Source organism: Domibacillus sp. A3M-37 (assembly GCF_024213455.1).
Lineage (GTDB): Bacteria > Bacillota > Bacilli > Bacillales > Domibacillaceae > Domibacillus > Domibacillus tundrae.
On sequence record NZ_JANAVL010000013.1, the window covers coordinates 61,624 to 81,661 of the forward strand.

Annotated in this window: 21 protein-coding genes and 10 tRNA genes; 30 read left to right on the forward strand and 1 reads right to left on the reverse strand. The window is 44.0% G+C overall.

The window, feature by feature from the left end; translation table 11 throughout:
- Positions 1 to 126: 126 nt before the first annotated feature.
- On the reverse strand, positions 127 to 1,485 hold the full coding sequence (gene mgtE / locus NLX67_RS16780; protein ID WP_254312652.1) for a magnesium transporter: 1,359 nt from the start codon (positions 1,483 to 1,485) through the stop codon (positions 127 to 129).
- 194 nt (positions 1,486 to 1,679) lie between these two features.
- On the opposite strand from mgtE, the gene NLX67_RS16785 reads away from it, so the two are divergent.
- The 30 genes from NLX67_RS16785 to NLX67_RS16930 all read left to right on the forward strand — a co-directional run bounded on the left by NLX67_RS16785 (position 1,680) and on the right by NLX67_RS16930 (position 19,958).
- Positions 1,680 to 2,450 carry a hypothetical protein gene (locus NLX67_RS16785; RefSeq protein ID WP_254312653.1) on the forward strand — a complete coding sequence of 257 codons (771 nt, stop codon included), beginning with the start codon at positions 1,680 to 1,682 and terminating at the stop codon, positions 2,448 to 2,450.
- Between the two features lie 366 nt (positions 2,451 to 2,816).
- The gene (locus NLX67_RS16790; protein WP_254312654.1) at positions 2,817 to 3,872 is read left to right on the forward strand and encodes a D-alanine--D-alanine ligase; all 1,056 of its coding nucleotides are present in this window, start codon (positions 2,817 to 2,819) and stop codon (positions 3,870 to 3,872) included.
- A gap of 12 nt (positions 3,873 to 3,884) precedes the next feature.
- Positions 3,885 to 5,261 (forward strand): UDP-N-acetylmuramoyl-tripeptide--D-alanyl-D-alanine ligase, encoded by a 1,377-nt coding sequence (locus NLX67_RS16795; RefSeq protein WP_254312655.1) that lies wholly within the window; start codon positions 3,885 to 3,887, stop codon positions 5,259 to 5,261.
- Between the two features lie 18 nt (positions 5,262 to 5,279).
- The gene (locus NLX67_RS16800; RefSeq protein WP_254312656.1) at positions 5,280 to 5,966 is read left to right on the forward strand and encodes an alpha/beta hydrolase; all 687 of its coding nucleotides are present in this window, start codon (positions 5,280 to 5,282) and stop codon (positions 5,964 to 5,966) included.
- Positions 5,967 to 6,103: 137 nt separating this feature from the next.
- On the forward strand, positions 6,104 to 7,591 hold the full coding sequence (cshA, locus tag NLX67_RS16805) for a degradosome RNA helicase CshA (protein ID WP_254312657.1): 1,488 nt from the start codon (positions 6,104 to 6,106) through the stop codon (positions 7,589 to 7,591).
- A 61-nt stretch (positions 7,592 to 7,652) separates the two neighbouring features.
- Complete coding sequence (gene acpS / locus NLX67_RS16810; RefSeq protein WP_046179978.1) at positions 7,653 to 8,003, forward strand: holo-ACP synthase; 351 nt, start codon at positions 7,653 to 7,655, stop codon at positions 8,001 to 8,003.
- Positions 8,004 to 8,049: 46 nt separating this feature from the next.
- Positions 8,050 to 9,012, forward strand: a complete 963-nt coding sequence (locus tag NLX67_RS16815; protein WP_254312658.1) for a LolA family protein — start codon at positions 8,050 to 8,052, stop codon at positions 9,010 to 9,012.
- Positions 9,013 to 9,156: 144 nt separating this feature from the next.
- A complete protein-coding gene (alr, locus tag NLX67_RS16820) occupies positions 9,157 to 10,296 on the forward strand; it encodes an alanine racemase (RefSeq protein WP_254312659.1) in 1,140 nt (379 codons plus the stop codon).
- A gap of 135 nt (positions 10,297 to 10,431) precedes the next feature.
- A complete protein-coding gene (locus NLX67_RS16825) occupies positions 10,432 to 10,713 on the forward strand; it encodes a CopG family ribbon-helix-helix protein (protein ID WP_046179981.1) in 282 nt (93 codons plus the stop codon).
- Between the two features lie 5 nt (positions 10,714 to 10,718).
- Positions 10,719 to 11,069, forward strand: a complete 351-nt coding sequence (locus tag NLX67_RS16830) for a type II toxin-antitoxin system PemK/MazF family toxin (RefSeq protein WP_046179982.1) — start codon at positions 10,719 to 10,721, stop codon at positions 11,067 to 11,069.
- A 171-nt stretch (positions 11,070 to 11,240) separates the two neighbouring features.
- Positions 11,241 to 12,068, forward strand: a complete 828-nt coding sequence (locus NLX67_RS16835) for an STAS domain-containing protein (protein WP_254312660.1) — start codon at positions 11,241 to 11,243, stop codon at positions 12,066 to 12,068.
- Complete coding sequence (locus NLX67_RS16840) at positions 12,065 to 12,427, forward strand: STAS domain-containing protein (protein WP_172645569.1); 363 nt, start codon at positions 12,065 to 12,067, stop codon at positions 12,425 to 12,427. The genes NLX67_RS16835 and NLX67_RS16840 overlap by 4 nt, the downstream gene beginning before the upstream one ends.
- Before the next feature lie 4 nt (positions 12,428 to 12,431).
- Entirely contained in the window at positions 12,432 to 12,827 is a 396-nt protein-coding gene (locus NLX67_RS16845) for an anti-sigma regulatory factor (RefSeq protein ID WP_254312661.1), read from the forward strand.
- A 10-nt stretch (positions 12,828 to 12,837) separates the two neighbouring features.
- Entirely contained in the window at positions 12,838 to 13,848 is a 1,011-nt protein-coding gene (locus tag NLX67_RS16850; protein ID WP_254312662.1) for a SpoIIE family protein phosphatase, read from the forward strand.
- An 85-nt stretch (positions 13,849 to 13,933) separates the two neighbouring features.
- Positions 13,934 to 14,263 carry an anti-sigma factor antagonist gene (locus tag NLX67_RS16855; protein WP_046179986.1) on the forward strand — a complete coding sequence of 110 codons (330 nt, stop codon included), beginning with the start codon at positions 13,934 to 13,936 and terminating at the stop codon, positions 14,261 to 14,263.
- Between the two features lie 2 nt (positions 14,264 to 14,265).
- Positions 14,266 to 14,730: an anti-sigma B factor RsbW gene (gene rsbW / locus NLX67_RS16860; RefSeq protein ID WP_046179987.1), complete on the forward strand. Its 465-nt coding sequence runs from the start codon at positions 14,266 to 14,268 to the stop codon at positions 14,728 to 14,730.
- Positions 14,708 to 15,502 (forward strand): RNA polymerase sigma factor SigB, encoded by a 795-nt coding sequence (gene sigB, locus NLX67_RS16865; RefSeq protein ID WP_254312663.1) that lies wholly within the window; start codon positions 14,708 to 14,710, stop codon positions 15,500 to 15,502. The genes rsbW and sigB overlap by 23 nt, the downstream gene beginning before the upstream one ends.
- The gene (locus NLX67_RS16870; RefSeq protein WP_254312664.1) at positions 15,502 to 16,098 is read left to right on the forward strand and encodes a PP2C family serine/threonine-protein phosphatase; all 597 of its coding nucleotides are present in this window, start codon (positions 15,502 to 15,504) and stop codon (positions 16,096 to 16,098) included. Before sigB ends, NLX67_RS16870 begins: the two co-directional genes overlap by 1 nt.
- A 60-nt stretch (positions 16,099 to 16,158) precedes the next feature.
- Positions 16,159 to 18,315, forward strand: a complete 2,157-nt coding sequence (locus NLX67_RS16875; protein ID WP_254312668.1) for a Tex family protein — start codon at positions 16,159 to 16,161, stop codon at positions 18,313 to 18,315.
- A complete protein-coding gene (locus NLX67_RS16880) occupies positions 18,312 to 18,779 on the forward strand; it encodes a SprT family protein (RefSeq protein ID WP_254312665.1) in 468 nt (155 codons plus the stop codon). The genes NLX67_RS16875 and NLX67_RS16880 overlap by 4 nt, the downstream gene beginning before the upstream one ends.
- 150 nt (positions 18,780 to 18,929) lie before the next feature.
- Positions 18,930 to 19,004: transfer RNA gene (locus NLX67_RS16885), tRNA-Asn, on the forward strand.
- A 3-nt stretch (positions 19,005 to 19,007) separates the two neighbouring features.
- A tRNA-Ser gene (locus NLX67_RS16890) sits at positions 19,008 to 19,098 on the forward strand.
- A 17-nt stretch (positions 19,099 to 19,115) separates the two neighbouring features.
- A tRNA-Glu gene (locus NLX67_RS16895) sits at positions 19,116 to 19,187 on the forward strand.
- Positions 19,188 to 19,236: 49 nt separating this feature from the next.
- Positions 19,237 to 19,313 (forward strand) — tRNA-Asp (locus tag NLX67_RS16900).
- 15 nt (positions 19,314 to 19,328) lie between these two features.
- Positions 19,329 to 19,403: transfer RNA gene (locus NLX67_RS16905), tRNA-Gln, on the forward strand.
- A gap of 5 nt (positions 19,404 to 19,408) precedes the next feature.
- Positions 19,409 to 19,481 (forward strand) — tRNA-Lys (locus NLX67_RS16910).
- Positions 19,482 to 19,586: 105 nt separating this feature from the next.
- Positions 19,587 to 19,672, forward strand: a tRNA-Leu gene (locus NLX67_RS16915).
- Positions 19,673 to 19,679: 7 nt separating this feature from the next.
- A tRNA-Arg gene (locus NLX67_RS16920) sits at positions 19,680 to 19,756 on the forward strand.
- Positions 19,757 to 19,778: 22 nt separating this feature from the next.
- A tRNA-Pro gene (locus NLX67_RS16925) sits at positions 19,779 to 19,855 on the forward strand.
- Between the two features lie 29 nt (positions 19,856 to 19,884).
- Positions 19,885 to 19,958, forward strand: a tRNA-Gly gene (locus NLX67_RS16930).
- The last annotated feature ends 80 nt before the right edge of the window (positions 19,959 to 20,038 follow it).

Consider the following 20,038-nt stretch of genomic DNA (forward strand, 5'->3'; position numbering starts at 1 on the left):
TGAAAAACCGGCAGTATATAATGAAGTGGTTACCGTCAATGTCCCATTTGATCACCTTCTTTCCATCGTTCTTTTAAGTAAGTTTATTATAATAAAGACAGATAATTCGGTCAAACAACTGAATTTTTACAAAAGCTGTGTTAAAAACCAAGACGCGATTGTAAAATACGTAATCAATGAAAAAATATCATTGATGGTCGTAATAAGCGGACCGGATGCGACCGCAGGATCGATATTCAATTTATATAAAACGAGCGGAATAATGGTGCCAGCAAGTGTTCCGATAATAAGCGTCAGCAAAAGAGACGCTCCGACTACAAATCCAAGAACAGCACTGCCTTGCCAGAAAAAAGCAATAAAAAAGATAAGGATTCCACAAACCGCCCCGATAATGAGTCCGACGCCGAACTCACGCCCAATAAGCGCCAGCACAGTCCGCATATCGATGTCACGTGATGCAAGTCCGCGTACAACAACGGCCAGTGACTGTGTACCGGTGTTTCCTGTCATACCGGAAATCATTGGCATAAAATATGTGAGTGCTACTACTTGATGAAGCGTATCTTCAAAACCAGAAATGATGCTGCCGGATACAAGCCCGATAAATAACAGTAAAACGAGCCAAGGAAGCCGTCTGAAAGCTGCGACACTCGCTTTCGTATCAAAATCAATCGATTTACCGGAAGCGGATAATTTTTCAATATCTTCGTTCGCTTCTTGAATGACAACGTCGATAATGTCATCGAATGTGACAATCCCGATTAAGACGCTTGTATCATTAACGACGGGGATCGCGAGAAAGTCATATCGTTCAATGAGACGGGCAATCTCTTCCTGATCGGTGTACACATCAACTGAAATGACACGGCCGTACATAATATCAGCAATTTTCTCATGCGTGTCCGCCAGAAGCATGTCCCGGTAAGACACAACCCCAACGAGCTTTTTTGTATCATCAATCACATATAAATAATTGATCGTTTCTGCAAACTCTGCAAATGACTTCAGCTTTTCAACCGCTTCCCGTACTGTGTAGGAATGCTTGATCCAAACGAACCGATTCGTCATAATCCGACCGGCCGTTTCTGGCGGATAGCTCATCATGTTTTCGATAATCGTCGATTCTTCTTTTTTCATGCCGGATAAAAATTGCTTAATGTTTTCCGGCGACATATCATCGAGGAGGGACGCCAAATCATCATTGTCCATATCATCGAGCACTTTGCGGGAACGTTCTTTCCCGACTTTTTTCAGAACAGTCATTTGCTCGTCACTGTCAAGCTCTTGAATCATATCGGTCAAAACCGGAATCGTTAAATGGAGCAAAAACCGCGTTTGATGCTTTTCCGGCAGGTTCCGATAAATCGCCGCCATATCATACGGGTGAAGTTCATCAACCAATTGTTGCAAATCCGTTTTTTTTCCTTCTTTTAAATGCTTGATGACAAGCAGGGTCAGCTGGTCTTCGGCCAAATTTGAGATCACAGTCATCCCCTCCTTTAAAATGAAATTTGGGCTGCTTCTTAAGTATAAAACGAAATCATTTAAAAAGTGTCACAGTTTATGTGAAATTCATCATAAATTTACATACGCAAACGAACGAATTTTGATAAAATAACAGTATAGCAAAAAAAGATGATTTCAGCTATGTATTTTGTCACGATGTGGAGGTTATGTAATTGAAAAGTCCCGGAAACATGAAAGAACTCATTTATATACATTTGCACCCGATTAATCAATACGTTATCTCATACGGAATTGAATTCCAGGAGTTTATGAGATCTCTTCCGGAAACGCCGTCTCATTTGCTTTTATTGAAACATAAATTTGAGGGCAGCGACTTTAATATGCATACCCGCTTTGATTACATTGAATCAGAAGAATTTCCTCGATTATTAAAAGAAGACGTTGGCGAATACGGTGATTTTTGCTGGGTCGACTTTGAAGATTCAGATGGACTAAATGAAATGGAAGGACAGGAAATTGCAGAACTTCTTTACTTAGCTCATAGCAAAGAACATTTGCGCCGCCCTTTTTATAGTAAGCTGAATAATCGTTATGCGTATTTGTCTCATGATGATGAATGGTTTAATAAAACGTACTACCGGCACATTCCAGATTTTTACGGTGTACTTGGCAAGCTTATTTCATTGAAGCTTGGATTATTTCGAAGCGAACGGTCGTTTTTTGCTTTGAAAAAAGGGTCTGCTTTTCCGCTGATTCCACCGGAGATGATGGCAAGGCTCAGCGGCAGCATGAAAGAAGGAATTGTCATTTCGTTGTCAAAAACGGAACAAAGCCGCTTTAAAGTGGAAGTGCCGATGTGGATTGTCGGTGATCACATTAGCATGGATGATGTATTCGACGACTATATGGAAAGTTTTCGGACGCCGCCGGATGCCCGGCTTGTTTTTGATAAAAAAACACATGAATGGAGCATCTTCTCGTAAGAAAGCGCAAGGCGGCCGTTCAGGCCCGGCAGGCGTAAGACGGACCAGCGAAGTGGCGCTTTTGCCACACAGCTGTGACGGCTTATGACCGAGGGACTGGTCGCCTTGAGCTGGACAAAATTAGAAACATTTACTTTTTTTCTCACAAAAAACGGATTCTCAATGAGAGAATCCGTTTCGCTTTACACAAGGGCTGTTTTTTTTCGTTTAAGAAAAGCTAAGAGGAAAACAGACAGGCGGAATATTGTTATTATTCTGAAGAGGTTTACATATAAATAAATTGAGCATGAAGTCGGATGGAAAGATTCTGCTTATTAAAAGAAAGCATGGTAGAATAAAAGCGACTGACTTTTTTGGAGGATGAATATGAAAACAAAACTCGGATTGCTCTACGGAGGAAAATCAGCAGAACATAACGTATCATTACAAACAGCTAAAGCTGTAACCGCAGCGATTAATTTAAATAAATTTGACGTATATCCTGTTTATATTTCAATAGACGGCACGTGGACAGAAGGGGGAAAACTTGAAGCACCGGCTGAAACCGTGGAAGAACTTAAGCTTACTGGAAATGGTGGAACAGAGCATGTATTGTCGATGCTTGCGCAAAATAAATATGACATCGTTTTTCCATTGTTGCATGGACCAAACGGTGAAGATGGGACTGTGCAAGGGCTTCTTGAAGTGTTAAATGTACCGTACGTAGGAAACGGTGTGCTTGCTTCTTCCGCAGGAATGGACAAAATCATCATGAAAAGTGTGTTCGCGCAGGCCGGTCTTAAACAAGTGGGCTATACACATATGACCTGGGCAAAATGGGAACAAAATAAAGAAGAAGCATGCAGCCGAATTGAACAGGAAATTGGCTGGCCATGCTTTGTAAAACCAGCCAATCTCGGTTCAAGCGTTGGGATTAGCAAGTGCCAAAACACTGATCAGCTTATGACAGCTATAGAAGAAGCGTTTCAGTTTGATCGGAAAGTCATTATCGAAGAAGGTGTGACTGCACGTGAAATTGAAGTCGGCATACTGGGAAATGATGAGCCCGAATGCTCGGTAATTGGGGAAATCGTGCCGAAAAAAGATTTTTATGATTACAAAGCAAAATACGAAGACGGCGATACTGCTTTGATTATTCCGGCGGATATTACCGAAGTGCAGCAAAAGGAAATGAAAGAACTGGCCATTCGTGCCTATCAATCACTCGACTGCTCCGGCCTCGTACGTGCGGACTTTTTCTTAACAGAAAACGGTGATTTTCTTATTAATGAAGTGAACACAATGCCTGGTTTTACACCATTTAGCATGTTCCCGCTTCTTTGGAAAGAAGCGGGAACCGAGTATCCAAAACTGATTGAAAAAATGGTCGAACTCGGTATTGAACGACATTCAGAAAAACAATCGATTAAATATACGGTTTAAAGGTGGGCGCTCATGATTCGGAAAACAATTGAGCAGGTAGCGAGTATGATCAATATCGAAAATGACGTGACACAATGGCATGACCGCCTCGTTGAAGGCGTCTCAATTGATTCACGCAGCGTGGAGGGGGGGCGTCTGTTTGTCCCCTTCGCCGGGGAAAACACAGATGGACATCAGTATGTCCGGCAAGCGATTGAAAGCGGTGCTGGTGCGGCGCTTTGGCAAAAAGACATGCCAGGTGCGCCGGACGATCTGCCAGTACTGATCGTAGAAGATACACTGTTGGCTTTACAGCAGCTGTCAAAGTCATACAGGGATTCATTGGAGGTCAAAGTGGTTGGCGTTACGGGAAGTAATGGGAAAACGACGGTGAAGGACATGGCCGCTTCGGTTTTTGCCGGGAAGTACCGCGTGCAAAAAACCGAAGGTAACTTCAATAACCATATTGGTCTTCCGCTGACGATGCTTTCCCTGCATGCGGATACGGAAATAGCAATTTTAGAAATGGGCATGAGCGGCAGAGGAGAAATCGAACTGCTGTCAAAGCTTGCTTCACCAGACGCAGCGATTATTACCAACATTGGAGAATCACATCTGCAAGATTTAGGTTCCCGTGAAGCGATTGCGGATGCGAAAATGGAAATAACGGCTGGATTGTCTGAAGGAGGAACGCTTCTTTATTTAGGCGATGAGCCGCTGCTGGCAGAAAAAATTGATGAAGACGTTCCGTTCCAAACAAAAACATTTGGTCTGGGTGAAACAAACGATATTTATCCGGTATCGGTCGAGCAAAGGGAAAATGGCAGCGTATTTACGGTGAATCAATCACCAGAGGTGCAATTTGAATTGCCGGTTCTTGGTCAGCATAACGTAACGAACGCTCTTGCAGCAATTTCAGCAGCTTCTTTATTTGACATGTCATATGAATCAGCTGCAGAAGGACTGAGAAAAGTCGAGCTGACCAAAATGCGCATGGAATGGGTAGAAGGCAAAAATGGCATAAAGATTATTAATGATGCCTACAATGCCAGTCCGACGTCTGTGAAAGCGGCGGTCTCGCTTGTGTCTGATTTACCATCGCTGTCCAAGAAAATTGTTGTGCTCGGCGATATGCTGGAATTGGGTCTGGATGAAGAGTTATTTCATTATCAGACAGGCCAGTCTATCAATCCAGACAAAATCGATTATGTGTTTACGTACGGAGCGCTTGGCCACTTTATTGCCTCTGGTGCAAAAGGTGCATTTGGGACGGAGCGTGTCTTTTCATTTCAAGATAAAGAGGAGCTTATTCAATCGCTTGAAAATATTTTAGAAGGCGGCGAGCTTATTCTTGTAAAAGCATCGAGAGGCATGAAGCTCGAAGAAGTCGTTGAAAGCCTCTCTCATTAAAAAAGGCGGTGGATAATCATGATCGGGTGCCTTTGCATTCATGGCTTCACGGGTTCACCGTATGAAGTGCAGCCGCTTGCAGATTATTTACGTGACCATACGGACTGGAAAATCGCCGTGCCTGTTTTGCCTGGGCATGGCGAAACGCTGTCATTGAAAAAAGTGGCCTGTACGGAATGGCTCGACTGTGCAGAGGCGGCTCTACTTCAACTGCTTGATGAATGTGAAACGGTTTATATTATCGGGTTTTCAATGGGCGGACTCATTGCTGCTTATTTAACAGCCCGCCATCCAGTTCGAAAACTTGTCATGCTGAGTGCAGCAGCCAAGTACATTAATCCCGTTCAGGTAAAAGAAGATGTAAAAGTAATGATGCAGGATTTACGTGAGAAAAAGCTGCATGAAAACGAATTGTTTTTAAGGTACCGGGAAAAACTGTTGATGACCCCGCCTGGCGCAGCAAGGCAATTTCAAAAAGTGGTTGGGCTTGCCCGACCCGCATTAAAAAAAATAAATGTACCCGTGTTTATCGCTCAGGGAACAGCAGACGGCATCGTTCCAGTAAAAAGCGCATCATACATTTACCGGCGTCTTTCATCAGCGGAACGCCACTTATATTATTCACCGGAAGCGAAGCATTTAATTTGCCATACAGGGAACACAGAAGAGCTTTTCAAGAATGTCTTTACTTTTCTTTCCGAATAACGTAAAGTTATACAAATGCGCATTGAAAATTCGGACGTGAAATGATAAGATAAAAAAGACATGTTGCTCTTCGCATGAATGTAGAAGGGTATTTTTTTGTGCGGATGGCTAGTTTAACATAGAAGGAGAAGAAACTATTGACAAAATTTAAAGATTTAAATTTAAGTGAAGAAACGCTCAAAGCAATCGACAAAATGGGGTTTGAAGAGGCGACGCCAATTCAGTCTGAAACGATTCCTTTAGGCTTAGCAGGAAAAGACATCATCGGACAGGCACAAACAGGAACGGGTAAAACGACTGCATTTGGTATTCCGATGGTGGAAAAAATCGACACGAAAAATGAAGCTATTCAAGGGCTGATTATTGCACCGACACGTGAGCTTGCAATCCAGGTTTCAGAAGAACTTTACAAAATTGGCAGTGGCAAACGTGCCCGCGTGCTGGCTGTTTATGGCGGACAGGACATTCAACGCCAAATTCGCGCGTTGAAACAACGCCCGCATATTATTGTTGGAACACCGGGACGTATTCTAGACCATATTAACCGCCGTACATTGAAACTGGAAAATATCCAAACGCTCGTTCTTGATGAAGCGGATGAAATGTTGAACATGGGCTTCATTCAAGACATCGAATCCATTCTTTCAAATGTGCCGCCAGAGCGTCAAACGCTTCTGTTCTCGGCAACAATGCCGGGTCCAATCCGTGCGATTGCGGAACGTTTCATGAAAGATCCAGAAGTAATCCGTGTGAAAACAAAAGAAATGACGGTTTCAAATATTGATCAATATTACGTAAAAGTACCACAACGTGAAAAATTTGATACGCTTGCACGTCTTATGGATTCTCATTCACCTGAGCTTGCCATTATCTTTGGCCGGACAAAGCGCCGTGTTGATGAATTGGCCAATGCGCTTAGTCTGCGTGGCTATCAGGCAGAAGGTATTCATGGTGATTTAACTCAAGCAAAGCGTTTAACCGTTTTAAACCGTTTTAAATCAGGGAAAATTGATGTGTTAGTGGCAACAGACGTAGCAGCGCGCGGTCTTGATATTTCTGGCGTTACACATGTTTATAACTATGACATTCCGCAAGATCCAGAAAGCTATGTTCACCGTATCGGCCGTACAGGTCGTGCTGGTAAAGAAGGTATGGCCATTACGCTGGTTGATCCACGCGAAATGAGCTATCTTCGTGAAGTGGAACGTACAACGAAAAAAAGCATGAAACCAATGGAAGCTCCATCATGGGATGATGCACTCAGTGGTTTACAGCAAGCGGCTGTAACAGATCTTGCAGAAGCGATTGCGAAAAACGAATGGGCGGAATATCGTGCATTTGCAAAAGATATGCTGGATCAATACAATCCGGAAGATCTTGTGGCAGCAGCATTGAAGCTGATCACAAAAGAGCCGGATCGCACTCCTGTTCATATTACAAATGAAGCGTCTCTTCCACAGCGACGTGATAAATTCCGCAGCAAAAGCTCAGGCGGCGGCTCTCGCAAGCCAAGCGGCAGCGGACGTCAGGGCGGCGGCGGACGCTCTTCTTATGGCAACCGTGACCGCAAAGGCGGATCAAACGGGTCAAACGGCGGACGTCGTAAATACTCATCTTCTAATTAATTAAACAAAAAAAGCCGTTCCGGAAATCCGGAACGGCTTTTTTTTAGAAAGGACGACCGACATGATTAAAGGCATTGGCATGGACATTGTAGAAATCGACCGAATTCAAAAACTGATTGAACGGCAGCCGAAATTTTTAGAGCGGGTGCTGACGTCTGAAGAAATGCGCCTTTTTCATGAAAAAACCGGTACGCGCCGCTGGGAATACGCAGCAGGGAGATTCGCGGTTAAAGAAGCTTTTTCAAAAGCAGAAGGGACAGGTATCGGTGAGAACTTGTCTTTTCAAGATATTGAAGTAAGCTCTGATGGAAAAGGGAAACCTATTTTGATCCGGCCCTATTCAGAAGGTGTGCATGTTACGATTACCCACAGCCGGGACTATGCAGCGGCGGTTGTTGTCATTGAATCATAATTGTACAGGCCTCCTCATATAGTGCTTATGAGGAGGGGGTTCGGACATGAAAAAATGGTTCGGATTGCTGTTAGTTGTGTTTTTATTGTCTGCGTGCGGGACGCCGTCGAAAGAAGAAATTATCGATGATATTTCAGAAAAAGCGAAAAACGCCGCCGGCTATAAAGCAAAAGCCATCTTGGAAGTGCAGGCAGGAAAAGAAAAGCAAAGTTATAATGTGGACATTTGGAATCAGCGCCACACGAATTACCGCGTCCACCTTTCATCTGTGACAAATAAGCACAGCCAGACGATTGTCAAAAACAAATCTGGGATTTATGTGATGACACCCTCGCTTGGCAAAAGCTTTAAGTATGAAAACAACTGGCCGGAAAACAGCAGCCAGTCGTATTTGTTTGAATCACTTGCCGCTGATATTCAAGCGGATGGTGAAGCGGTATTTAAAGAAACGGACAAGTATTATGTGTTTGACGTGAAAACAAGATACACGAACAGTCAAATGCTTCCTCGTCAGCAAATATCATTTCATAAAAAAGAGTTAACACCCGCTTATGTCAAAGTGATGGATAAACAGCAAAAAGTCGTTATTTCCGTCGTTTTCAAAAAGATGGATTTGAATCCGACGTTCGCAAAAGATGATTTCAGCGAAAAAAAAGCCGCTGCTAAAGAAACAGCAGGTGAGGCACCTTCAGAGTTCACAGTTCATTATCCAACAGCTGCCGGTGGGGCTGAATTGGCGGATGAATCCCGTATAGACAACCGGATTGTACTGACGTATGAGGGCGATAAGCCGTTCACAGTCATTGAGCAACCTGCCTCGTCCAGTGAAGAAGGAATTGTTCAGGCATCAGGGGACTTATCAGACATGGGGTTTGCGGCCGGAGAAGCGGCAGATGGCTCGCTCCATTGGATGTATAACGGCGTAGAATTTATGTTGGCATCTGATCAGTTGACGCAAGGTGAGATGGAACAAATAGCGGCATCTATGACTCCGGAAGCGATTAAATAAAGTGCAGCGGCTACAGTTTACCGCTGCTTTTTTTTTGTTTACAATAAGATCAAAGGCTAAGAACGCAGCGTCCTGCGGCAACGCCTTTATGACCCGCATCGTGCGGGCTAAGTTACGACGATAAAAAATTAGGAAGTGACATCGATGAAGTTTTACCGCGACACATGGGCGGAAATTAATCTTGATGCAATAAAATGGAACGTGGAAAAAACAATGGAACATCTTGATCCGTCCGTGTTTTTATTTGCGGTTGTGAAAGCGAATGCATATGGGCATGGGGATTTGCAGGTTGCCCGAGCGGCGCTTAAGTCAGGAGCAAAAGGATTAGCAGTTGCTTTTTTAGATGAAGCAATAAAACTGAGAGCATCAGGCATCGACGCCCCTATTCTCGTTTTAGGGGCGATCCGTCCAGAAGATGCCCACTTGGCAGCAACGAAGCAGATTTCCGTCACCGTTCACGATGAAGACTGGCTGACAAAGGCGTGTGTAAAGGAAGATCAGCTGCTGAATATACATATAAAATGCGATACGGGAATGGGCCGCATCGGTCTTAAAACGAAAGAAGAGCTCCAGTATGTCGTTCGCCAGATTGATCAATCAGCGGCATTTGTTTTTGAAGGAATCTTCACTCATTTTGCCACAGCAGACGAACGGGAAACGGGTTACATGGAAAAACAGCTGGCGCAATTTCGACAGCTGATCGATTCGCTTTTAGTAAAGCCGCCATTTATTCACTGTTCAAATAGTGCGGCAACACTTCGCTTTAAAGGCTCAGGCTGTAACGCAGTCCGTCTTGGTATTTCCATGTACGGCTTAACGCCGTCGACTGATATTACACCGCTATTGCCGTTTGGGTTGAAGCCGGCATTTTCACTGAAGTCGAAGCTGGTACAGGTGAAAAAACTTGAGCCTGGTGAAAAAGTGAGCTATGGCGCAACATATGAAGCGTCAGGACACGAATGGATTGGCACGCTTCCGATAGGGTATGCGGACGGATGGATTCGCAAACTCGGCGGACAGGACGTATTAATTGACGGCAGGCGGGTACCGATTGTTGGGCGAATATGCATGGATCAATGTATGGTCCGTCTTCCAAAAGAATATAAACCGGGCACATTGGCAACACTCATTGGACGGCAGCAAAATCAAGAAATTACAATGGAGGAAATTGCAAAAAAAAGAGAAACCATTAATTACGAAATTCCGTGTGTGATCACGTCACGCGTACCAAGAGTGTATATCCAAGAAGGAAAAATAGTTTCTATTGTCAATTCACTGTTATAAAGGCTATCAGGATCAAATGTCCTATTGTATAACATTTTTTAAAAATGCCCTTCCAAACAATTCGGGTGAATGGTATGATAAGTAAGACAGTAATAAACAAAGAGATGTGTGCAGTGATTGGTGGAGGTGTAGTTCTTGTCTGAATCCGGTACGATGACAGATGTGTTAGTAAACTTGCCAAAGCAGTTTGTGAATGAACTCGACTGTTTTGCGGAGCAGGAAGAAATCAGCCGCAGTGAATTCATTTACCGCGCAACGAAAATGTATTTGCGCGAGCGGAAAAAGCGCCATATTCAAGAATCGATGCGACGGGGCTACATGGAAATGGCTAAGATTAACCTTGCCATTGCATCAGAAGCGATGCAAGCTGAATTTGAGGCAGGAAACACAGTCGAACGTTTAGTAAGTGGAGGATAAACCGTGTGATCGTAAAACGTGGTGACGTATATTTTGCAGACCTGTCCCCTGTTGTCGGCTCCGAACAAGGCGGCGTCCGGCCTGTTCTTGTCGTTCAAAACGACATCGGGAATCGGTTCAGTCCCACTATTATCGTCGCAGCCATTACAGCTCAGATCCAAAAAGCCAAACTGCCGACGCATGTGGAAATTAATGCAGAGCGGTATGGGTTTGAAAGAGACTCCGTCATTTTGCTTGAACAGATCCGAACAATCGACAAGCAGCGGCTGACAGATAAGATAACGCAGCTCGACGAAGGAATGATGGAGAAAGTAGACGAGGCTTTGCAAATTAGTTTAGGCCTTATACAATTTTAATGAAGGCACCTCCGTATAAACGGCAGGTGCCTTTTCTTTTAAACCGTAATTTTTCACGGCCGGCAGGTGATACGGCTTTTTTATTACCCGAATAACCTTTATAATGAAAATAATGAATGTTTTTGACGAAAACCGCAGATGTGGAGCGGGATGATGATTGGAGAGAATTGAATGCGCAAAAAAATTTTTCAATATGTACAGTCTCATAGCGATGAAATATTAATTGAATGGATTGAATTAATGCGCACGGAAGCGGATGAGCGTGCTTTTCAGGCCATGTCTGACCAGATGTTTACAAAAACAAGCTCAGAGTTTATCCAGCTTGTCATGTCCAACTTTTCAGATTCGGAAGAAAAATTCCAAAAGCGTGCTGTCGATTTTTCAGAGAAGATTGTCCGTCTTGGCTGGCCGCTGACGATGATTACGGAGGGGCTTCGCGTCTTTGGACAAATTGTTGAGCAAGGTATGCAGCGTTCGGGTGCAATCGACCAGCACAGCTACATTGATTTTACGGCAGAAATTAATAACTGGGTATTTCCAATGTATAAAACGATTACAGAAGCTTATACGACTTCATGGGAACGAACTGTTTCTCTTCAAAAAATCGCTCTTCAGGAATTATCTGCACCGCTTATTCCTGTTTTTGATAAAATTTCTGTTATGCCTCTTGTCGGTACGATTGATACAGAGCGGGCAAGGCAAATTATGGAAAACTTACTTGAAGGTGTTGTGAGCCACCGGGCGGAGGTTGTATTGATCGATATCACGGGTGTTCCGGTTGTCGACACAATGGTCGCCCATCATATTATTCAGGCGGCAGAAGCGGTTCGTCTTGTCGGCGCGAAATGTACGATTGTCGGTATTCGTCCTGAAATTGCTCAAACGATTGTGAACCTAGGCATTAACCTTGAAGATGTAACGACAACAAGTACGATGAAAAAAGGCGTAGAACAAGCACTTGCGGCGACGTCAAGACAAATTGTGGGGGTACAAGAATGAATATGCGAATTCCGATTTTAAAACTGCATGATTGTTTGCTTATTTCAATTCAATGGGAGCTTGATGACCAAACGGCGCTGCAATTTCAAGAAGACCTTCTTCATAAAATTCACGAAACAAGCGCAAGAGGGGTTGTCATTGATTTTACGTCCATTGATTTCATCGATTCCTTCATTGCAAAAGTATTAGGCGATGTAATCAGCATGTCCAAGTTGATGGGGGCTAAAGTGGTGATTACCGGTATTCAGCCTGCTGTCGCGATTACATTGATTGAACTTGGTATCCGTCTGGAGGAAGTGATGACCGCACTGGATCTTGAAAAAGGTTTGGAGAAACTTCAACGGGAACTGGGGGACTGACAAGATGGACTCTAGTGTGAAAATTATAAATGAATGGGACATCGTAGCGGCGAGACAGCTTGGCCGAAATGTGGCGAAAGAGCTTGGGTTTGGAACAGTGGACCAAGCGCGTATCACGACTGCGATCAGCGAACTAGCCCGTAATATTTATTTATACGCGGGTCAGGGGGAAATTACGATAGAAAAAGTAGAGAATGGAGCAAAAAAAGGATTGACTATTGTTTCCTGTGATGAGGGACCGGGCATTCCGGATCTTCGAAAAGTCATGGAAGATGGTTTCTCAACTTCTGGTGGACTTGGAGCAGGGCTTCCCGGCGTCAAAAGGCTGATGGATGAATTTTCGATTGAATCCACACCAGGTGAAGGAACCCTTATTAAGTCGATGAAGTGGCTCCGGTAGGAGGAGAAGAATGAATTTCAGAGACACGATGCTCGATGAGTATAAAGAAATATTAAAAACGTATATTAATGATCAAACTGAACAGTCTCTATACATGAGCCAGAAATTCAGCCGCAAGTCAATTGAGTTCAAAATATCGCCGGAAGAAATGATCAGCCTGCATAAAACATCGATTATGGAGCTTGAACCAGAGCTGCCGGAATCGCTTCTTTTGTCGCTGGATATTTTGCTCGAAGTGATGATGAGTTATGGCCTTGCATACCGCGAACATCAAAGCCTGCGGATGATCCAGCGCGAGCTTATTAATGAAATTGAAGTGGCTGCCAGCATGCAGCAGACACTTCTCGGCACACAGATTCCTCGTATTCCTTCGATGGATATTGGAGCAATCAGTGTGCCGGCTAAGCAGATGAGTGGTGATTATTATCACTTCGTGTCGCATGAAAATGGAGCCATCAGCGTTGCCATTGCAGATATCATCGGCAAAGGAATCCCGGCTGCTCTTTGCATGTCGATGATTAAATACTCAATGGATAGTATGCCTGACGATAGCCAGGCACCAGGCGACGTATTGGAACGCTTAAATCGCGTTGTTGAACAAAACGTTGATCCGACAATGTTTATTACGATGTTCAGCGGGCTTTACAATCCAGAAACGCATATGTTTTTTTATTCATCAGCTGGCCATGAACCAGGCTTTTTTTATCATGCTGAAACAGGCGTTTTTGATGAAATGCAGGCAAAAGGGCTGCTGCTTGGCGTAGATAAAAAAGCAAAGTATAGAGAATATGAACAGAAAGTAGAAGTGGGCGACGTTATTTTGCTTATGTCAGATGGTGTAACAGAATGCCGGACAGAAGAGGGCTTTTTGGAAATAGATACGCTCATTGGGTACATTAAGAAATACATACATCTTGGCGCCCAAGATATTGCGGATAAAGTGTATAAGGAGCTGGAATATTTACAGGACTTCCAGCTGCGTGATGATTTTACCCTTATTATTTTAAAAAGAACCTCTTAACCGGGTTTAACCGTTATAGGTAGCGGGTAGAAGTAGGATATTGGATGTATGAAGCGATTAATATGTTAAAGGTGGTTTAAATTGAATGAACATTTCGATTGACGTACAAGAACAGGAACAACAGACGACGATCAAGCTTGCTGGTGAAATTGATGCCTATACAGCGCCTAAATTGCGTGAAACGGCGTTTCCCTACACTGAGAAACAAGGGGCTGACATTGTAATCGATCTGTCTGGTGTGTCATATATGGATAGCACAGGTCTCGGCGTTTTCGTCGGGCTTTTTAAAAGCTTAAATGCAAATAACGGTACACTGAAACTGGTCGGATTATCTGATCGTTTAAAACGTCTCTTTGATATTACGGGCCTCGCAGACATCATGAACATTAACTCTGGATCAGAAGGTGGCGTGTAAGAATGAAATATGCTGATTACATCGAAATGAAAATCCCGGCCAAACCTGAATTTGTTGGTATTACACGGCTGACATTATCCGGCATTGCAAGCCGAATGGGTTTTTCTTATGATACGATTGAAGACTTGAAAATCGCAACGAGTGAAGCGATCACAAATGCAGTTCAGCATGCCTATAAAGGAGAAGATGGAGAAGTGCTGATTGGCTTCAGCCTTCATGAGGATCATCTTGAGGTCGTTGTATCAGATAACGGGAATAGTTTTGACTTTCAAGAAACGAAAGAGGCACTAGGTCCCTACAAAGAAAATTCGGTTGAATTCCTTCGTGAAGGAGGGCTGGGCCTTTATTTGATTGAAACGCTTATGGACGAAGTAAAAGTGCATCAGAATGAAGGGATCACTCTGTTTATGACAAAGTATCTCGAAGGAGAGCAGGTGGAGAGGGATGCAGAAACCATCTCGACCTAATCAGGAGGCAAAGCTTCAAGCGATCGAATGGATTAAAGCCTTTCAGAAAAGCGGTGATCGGGACGCGCAGGACAGGCTCGTTAAACACTATCATGGGTTAGTTGAATCGATTGCCCGCAAGTACTCCAAAGGACGTTCTCATCACGAAGACATTGTGCAAGTAGGCATGATGGGACTTTTAGGTGCGATTCGCCGGTACGATGATTCCTTCGGTAAAAGCTTCGAAGCTTTTGCGATTCCAACCATTGTCGGCGAGATCAAACGGTTTCTCCGGGATAAAACGTGGAGTGTGCATGTGCCAAGGCGTATTAAAGAACTCGGGCCGAAAATTAAATCAGCGAATGAAGAATTAACAACATCGCTCCAGCGGTCGCCACGTGTAAATGAAATCGCTCAATATCTCGATATTTCCGAAGAAGAAGTGCTCGAAGCGATGGAAATGGGCAAAAGCTATCAAGCATTGTCTGTGGACCATTCAATTGAAGCAGATTCAGACGGAAGCACCGTGACACTTTTAGATATTGTCGGCAATCGGGAAGAAGGATATGAGCGCGTCGACCAGCGTCTCGTGCTTGAAAAAGTGCTGCATGTTTTATCTGACCGTGAAAAACAAATTATTCAATTTACGTATCTTGAAAATTTAAGTCAAAAAGAGGCAGGAGACAAGCTTGGCATTTCGCAAATGCATGTCTCAAGGCTGCAAAGAAGAGCAATTAAAAAATTGAAAGAAGCGATTCACGCAGAGGCGTACTCAACGGAGCACTTTTCTTAATGGAAAAGGCAAAGAATGCGCAGTTAGAACTAATCGCAGGCACGCATTCAAAAGATGGAAATTCTTTTTGTGGAGATACATACTATTTCGCACAGGACGAAAATTCATTCGTTTGTTTACTTGCTGATGGCCTCGGAAGCGGCCGTTACGCTTATGAATCATCACATGCAGCGGCAGAAATTGTCGAGCAGGAGTGGCAGGCGGAAACGGTTGAAGGAATGATGGATTTAATTAACAAAGCGATGTTTCAAAAGCGGGGAGCAGCCGTCACACTGTTCAAAATTGATTTTGAAACACGCAAGTTTGAATATACATGCGTCGGGAACATCCGCTTTTATTTGTATGGACCAGATGGAAAGCTTACCTATCCGTTGCCCGTCACAGGCTATTTATCCGGACGGCCGCAGCGCTATAGAATGGAGCGCTTTACGTATGAGTCAGGAAGCAAATTTCTTGTTCACTCGGATGGAATCAACCTGCTCAACACAAAAGAGCTTATGCGCTACCGGAACCCGGAACAGATTGCAGCTGAGTTAGACACAGTTGCTTTAAAATCAAATGATGATGCAACATTTTTGGTCGGAAACTTGCTGTGAATCAGCGGGTTTTTTCTTTTTTTGTTACAATACATGTATTCGAAAGAGAGAAGCGGAGGCATGCACATGGATGAACAAATGATCAAAGCAACGGCAGCGGATACAAATATTAACGTAAAACAAGTACAGGCCGTTCTTCAATTGACAGAAGAAGGGAACACAATCCCATTTATCGCCCGGTATCGGAAAGAAATGACCGGCTCCTTGGATGAAGTTGAAATTCGCGCAATTTTAGAGCGGTATACATATCGGAAAAACGTGGAGCAGCGCAAAGAAGAAGTCATCCGTTCGATTACTGACCAGGAAAAAATGACATCTGAGCTGGACTCAGCCATTAAAGCAGCGGCAACACTGCAGGCTGTAGAAGATTTGTATCGCCCATTTAAACAAAAAAAGCGGACAAAAGCGTCGGTGGCAAAAGAAAAAGGGCTTGAGCCATTGGCAAAATGGCTGTTGTTATGTCCAAAATCAGCGGATATTGAGCAAGAATCGCGCCGCTATATGAATGACCAAGTAACAAACTTGGAGGAAGCCATCCAGGGTGCGTCAGACATTATTGCTGAAACGATTGCTGATGATGCTGCAGTCCGCCAGCGTATTCGTCTGGATATGACGAAATACGGGAAAATAAAAACAGACTTAAAAGGCGATGATGAAAAAGAAGTCTTTAAAATGTATTACGATTATGAAGAGCCTGTGAACAAAATTGCGCCTCACCGTACGCTGGCAGTCAACCGTGGAGAAAGCGAAGGCGTTTTGAAAGTGGCTGTCGTGTTTGACGAAGAGCGGGTGATCCGTTATTTGACAAAGAAGTTTATTCGAAATGAGCAAAGTACAGCGGCACCGATTATTCTAGACGCTGCACGAGATGCATATAAGCGGCTTATTCGCCCCTCAGTAGAGCGGGAAGTACGCAACGAGCTAACAGAAAAAGCAGAAGAGCGGGCCATTCATATTTTCTCCGAAAACTTAAAGAACTTGCTGCTTCAGCCACCGCTGAAAGGGAAAGTAGTGTTGGCTGTCGACCCTGCTTACCGGACCGGCTGTAAAATGGCTGTCGTCGATGAAACAGGGAAAGTATTGGCGATTAAAGTCATGTACCCACATGTCGGTGAAGGAAAACGAAAAGAAGCAAAATTGCTATTCAAACAGATCGCTAATGAGTTTGAAGCTGATATTGTGGTTATTGGAAATGGAACCGCCTCACGGGAAACGGAACAATTTGTTGTCGAGATGCTGCCGGAACTGGCTAAAGAAACCTCGTATATCATTGTGAATGAGGCGGGGGCAAGTGTGTATTCTGCATCCGACATCGCCCGGGAAGAATTTCCACATCTTCAAGTAGAAGAAAGAAGCGCCGTGTCGATCGGCCGCCGTATTCAAGATCCGCTGGCGGAGCTTGTGAAGATCGATCCGCAATCCATTGGTGTCGGTCAGTACCAGCATGATGTGTCTCAAAAAAAACTATCCGGTTCTCTTGCGTTTGTTGTGGAAACAGCAGTAAACCGGGTGGGTGTAGATGTGAATACCGCATCGCCGTCACTTCTTGAACATGTAGCCGGTTTAAACAAAACCGTTGCGAAAAATATTGTCCAGTTCCGGGAAGAAAATGGGAAATTTTCAAAACGGTCTGTTATTAAAAAAGTTCCACGCCTCGGGGGAAAAACGTTCGAACAATGCATCGGTTTTCTTCGTATTACCGATGGTGAAGAACCGCTCGACCGCACACCGATCCACCCGGAACATTATAAGGAAGTAGGAGCTTTATTAAAGTCGCTTGGATTTAAAACAACGAATATCGGCTCCGCAGAACTGGCTCAATCACTTCAAACTATTGATGTCAAACAAATGGCTGAAGAGCTCAATATCGGCGAGCTGACACTGAAGGATATTATTGATTCCCTTCAAAAGCCAGGGCGTGATCCGCGTGATGAAATGCCGGCACCGCTTTTGAAGACAGATGTACTCAAAATGGAAGATTTGCAAAAGGGGATGGAGCTTGAAGGAACCGTCCGGAACGTTACCGATTTTGGCGCATTTGTAGATATAGGCGTCAAGCAGGATGGGCTCGTTCATATTTCAAAACTGAAAAAAGGCTTCGTGAAAAATCCATTTGATGTCGTATCCGTTGGTGATATTGTCACTGTCTGGGTTGATTCTGTGGAAGCAGGTAAAGGGAGAATTTCATTGACGATGGTTAAAGACGAATTAAAATGACATTCACCGATAAAACGATTCAAAAACTTACAGAAGATTTATCTCTGCGATTTTTTGAACGGCCTTTTCTGCACAAAGTGTATGTAAATAAGCGGCTTCGTACTACAGGAGGCCGCTATATGCTGCAGTCTCATCACATCGAAGTGAATGAAAAATACATTGAAGCATATGGGGAAGAAGAACTTATCGGTATTTTAAAACATGAGTTATGCCATTATCACCTGCATTTACAAGGAAAAGGGTACAGGCACAGCGATCAAGATTTTAAAGCATTACTGAAAAAAACGGGGTCCCCTCGTCATTGCCGCCCGCTCCCCGGCTTAACACAAACAGTCAAGAGGGGAATCGTCATCTGTTACAGCTGCTCAGCATGCGGGATAAGGTATGAAAGACACCGTCGGATCAACACGACAAAATACGTATGTGGAGTCTGCAAGGGAATATTAAAAGAAATCAATGAATAATCATATTGACAATTGCTGCCTTAATTGATATTTTAATTGAGCAGCTTTTTTTTATAAGCAAACTCAAAGAAAAAATAATTAAAAAAAATGTTGACTGTGAATAAGCAATTCATTTATAATGTTAATTGTCGATCAAATAACATTCATTATTCCGCAGTAGCTCAGTGGTAGAGCAATCGGCTGTTAACCGATCGGTCGCAAGTTCGAGTCTTGCCTGCGGAGCCATCTGGGGAAGTACTCAAGAGGCTGAAGAGGCGCCCCTGCTAAGGGTGTAGGTCGGGTAACCGGCGCGAGGGTTCAAATCCCTCCTTCTCCGCCAGATTTATTTTTTATTTTGGCCCCTTGGTCAAGCGGTTAAGACACCGCCCTTTCACGGCGGTAACACGGGTTCGAATCCCGTAGGGGTCATCGTCGGGAAGCCGGCTTCACCGGTTTCCCTTCTTTATGCCATTTTTATGGTCCGGTAGTTCAGTTGGTTAGAATGCCTGCCTGTCACGCAGGAGGTCGCGGGTTCGAGTCCCGTCCGGACCGCCATTTTCAAAAAAATAATGGGCTATAGCCAAGCGGTAAGGCAACGGACTTTGACTCCGTCACGCGCTGGTTCGAATCCAGCTAGCCCAGCCATTTTCGAGCCATTAGCTCAGTTGGTAGAGCATCTGACTTTTAATCAGAGGGTCGAAGGTTCGAATCCTTCATGGCTCATCATTTTCTAAAAAGGTGCAAAAAAAAGAATTGACACATAAAGTTGATTCATGTATAATTTGATCTTGTTGGTAAATGAAAAATTGGTGCACGGAACGCTAAAGAGCGGTCGTGGCGGAATGGCAGACGCGCTAGGTTGAGGGCCTAGTGGGGGCAACCCCGTGGAGGTTCAAGTCCTCTCGGCCGCACCAATAATAAGCGCCCGTAGCTCAATTGGATAGAGTACTTGACTACGAATCAAGCGGTTAGAGGTTCGAGTCCTCTCGGGCGCACCATTATCTTTTAATAAAATTATTGCGGGAAGTAGCTCAGCTTGGTAGAGCACTTGGTTTGGGACCAAGGGGTCGCAGGTTCGAATCCTGTCTTCCCGACCATTTCATTTTAATGAATCAGGTCTTTATCTGCGGGTGTAGTTTAATGGTAAAACCTCAGCCTTCCAAGCTGATGTCGTGGGTTCGATTCCCATCACCCGCTCCATTTAATTGAACATTGAAAACTGAACAAAATCAATAAAAACGTCAACGTTTTAAGCAAGAAACTTCTATTATAAGATGCAT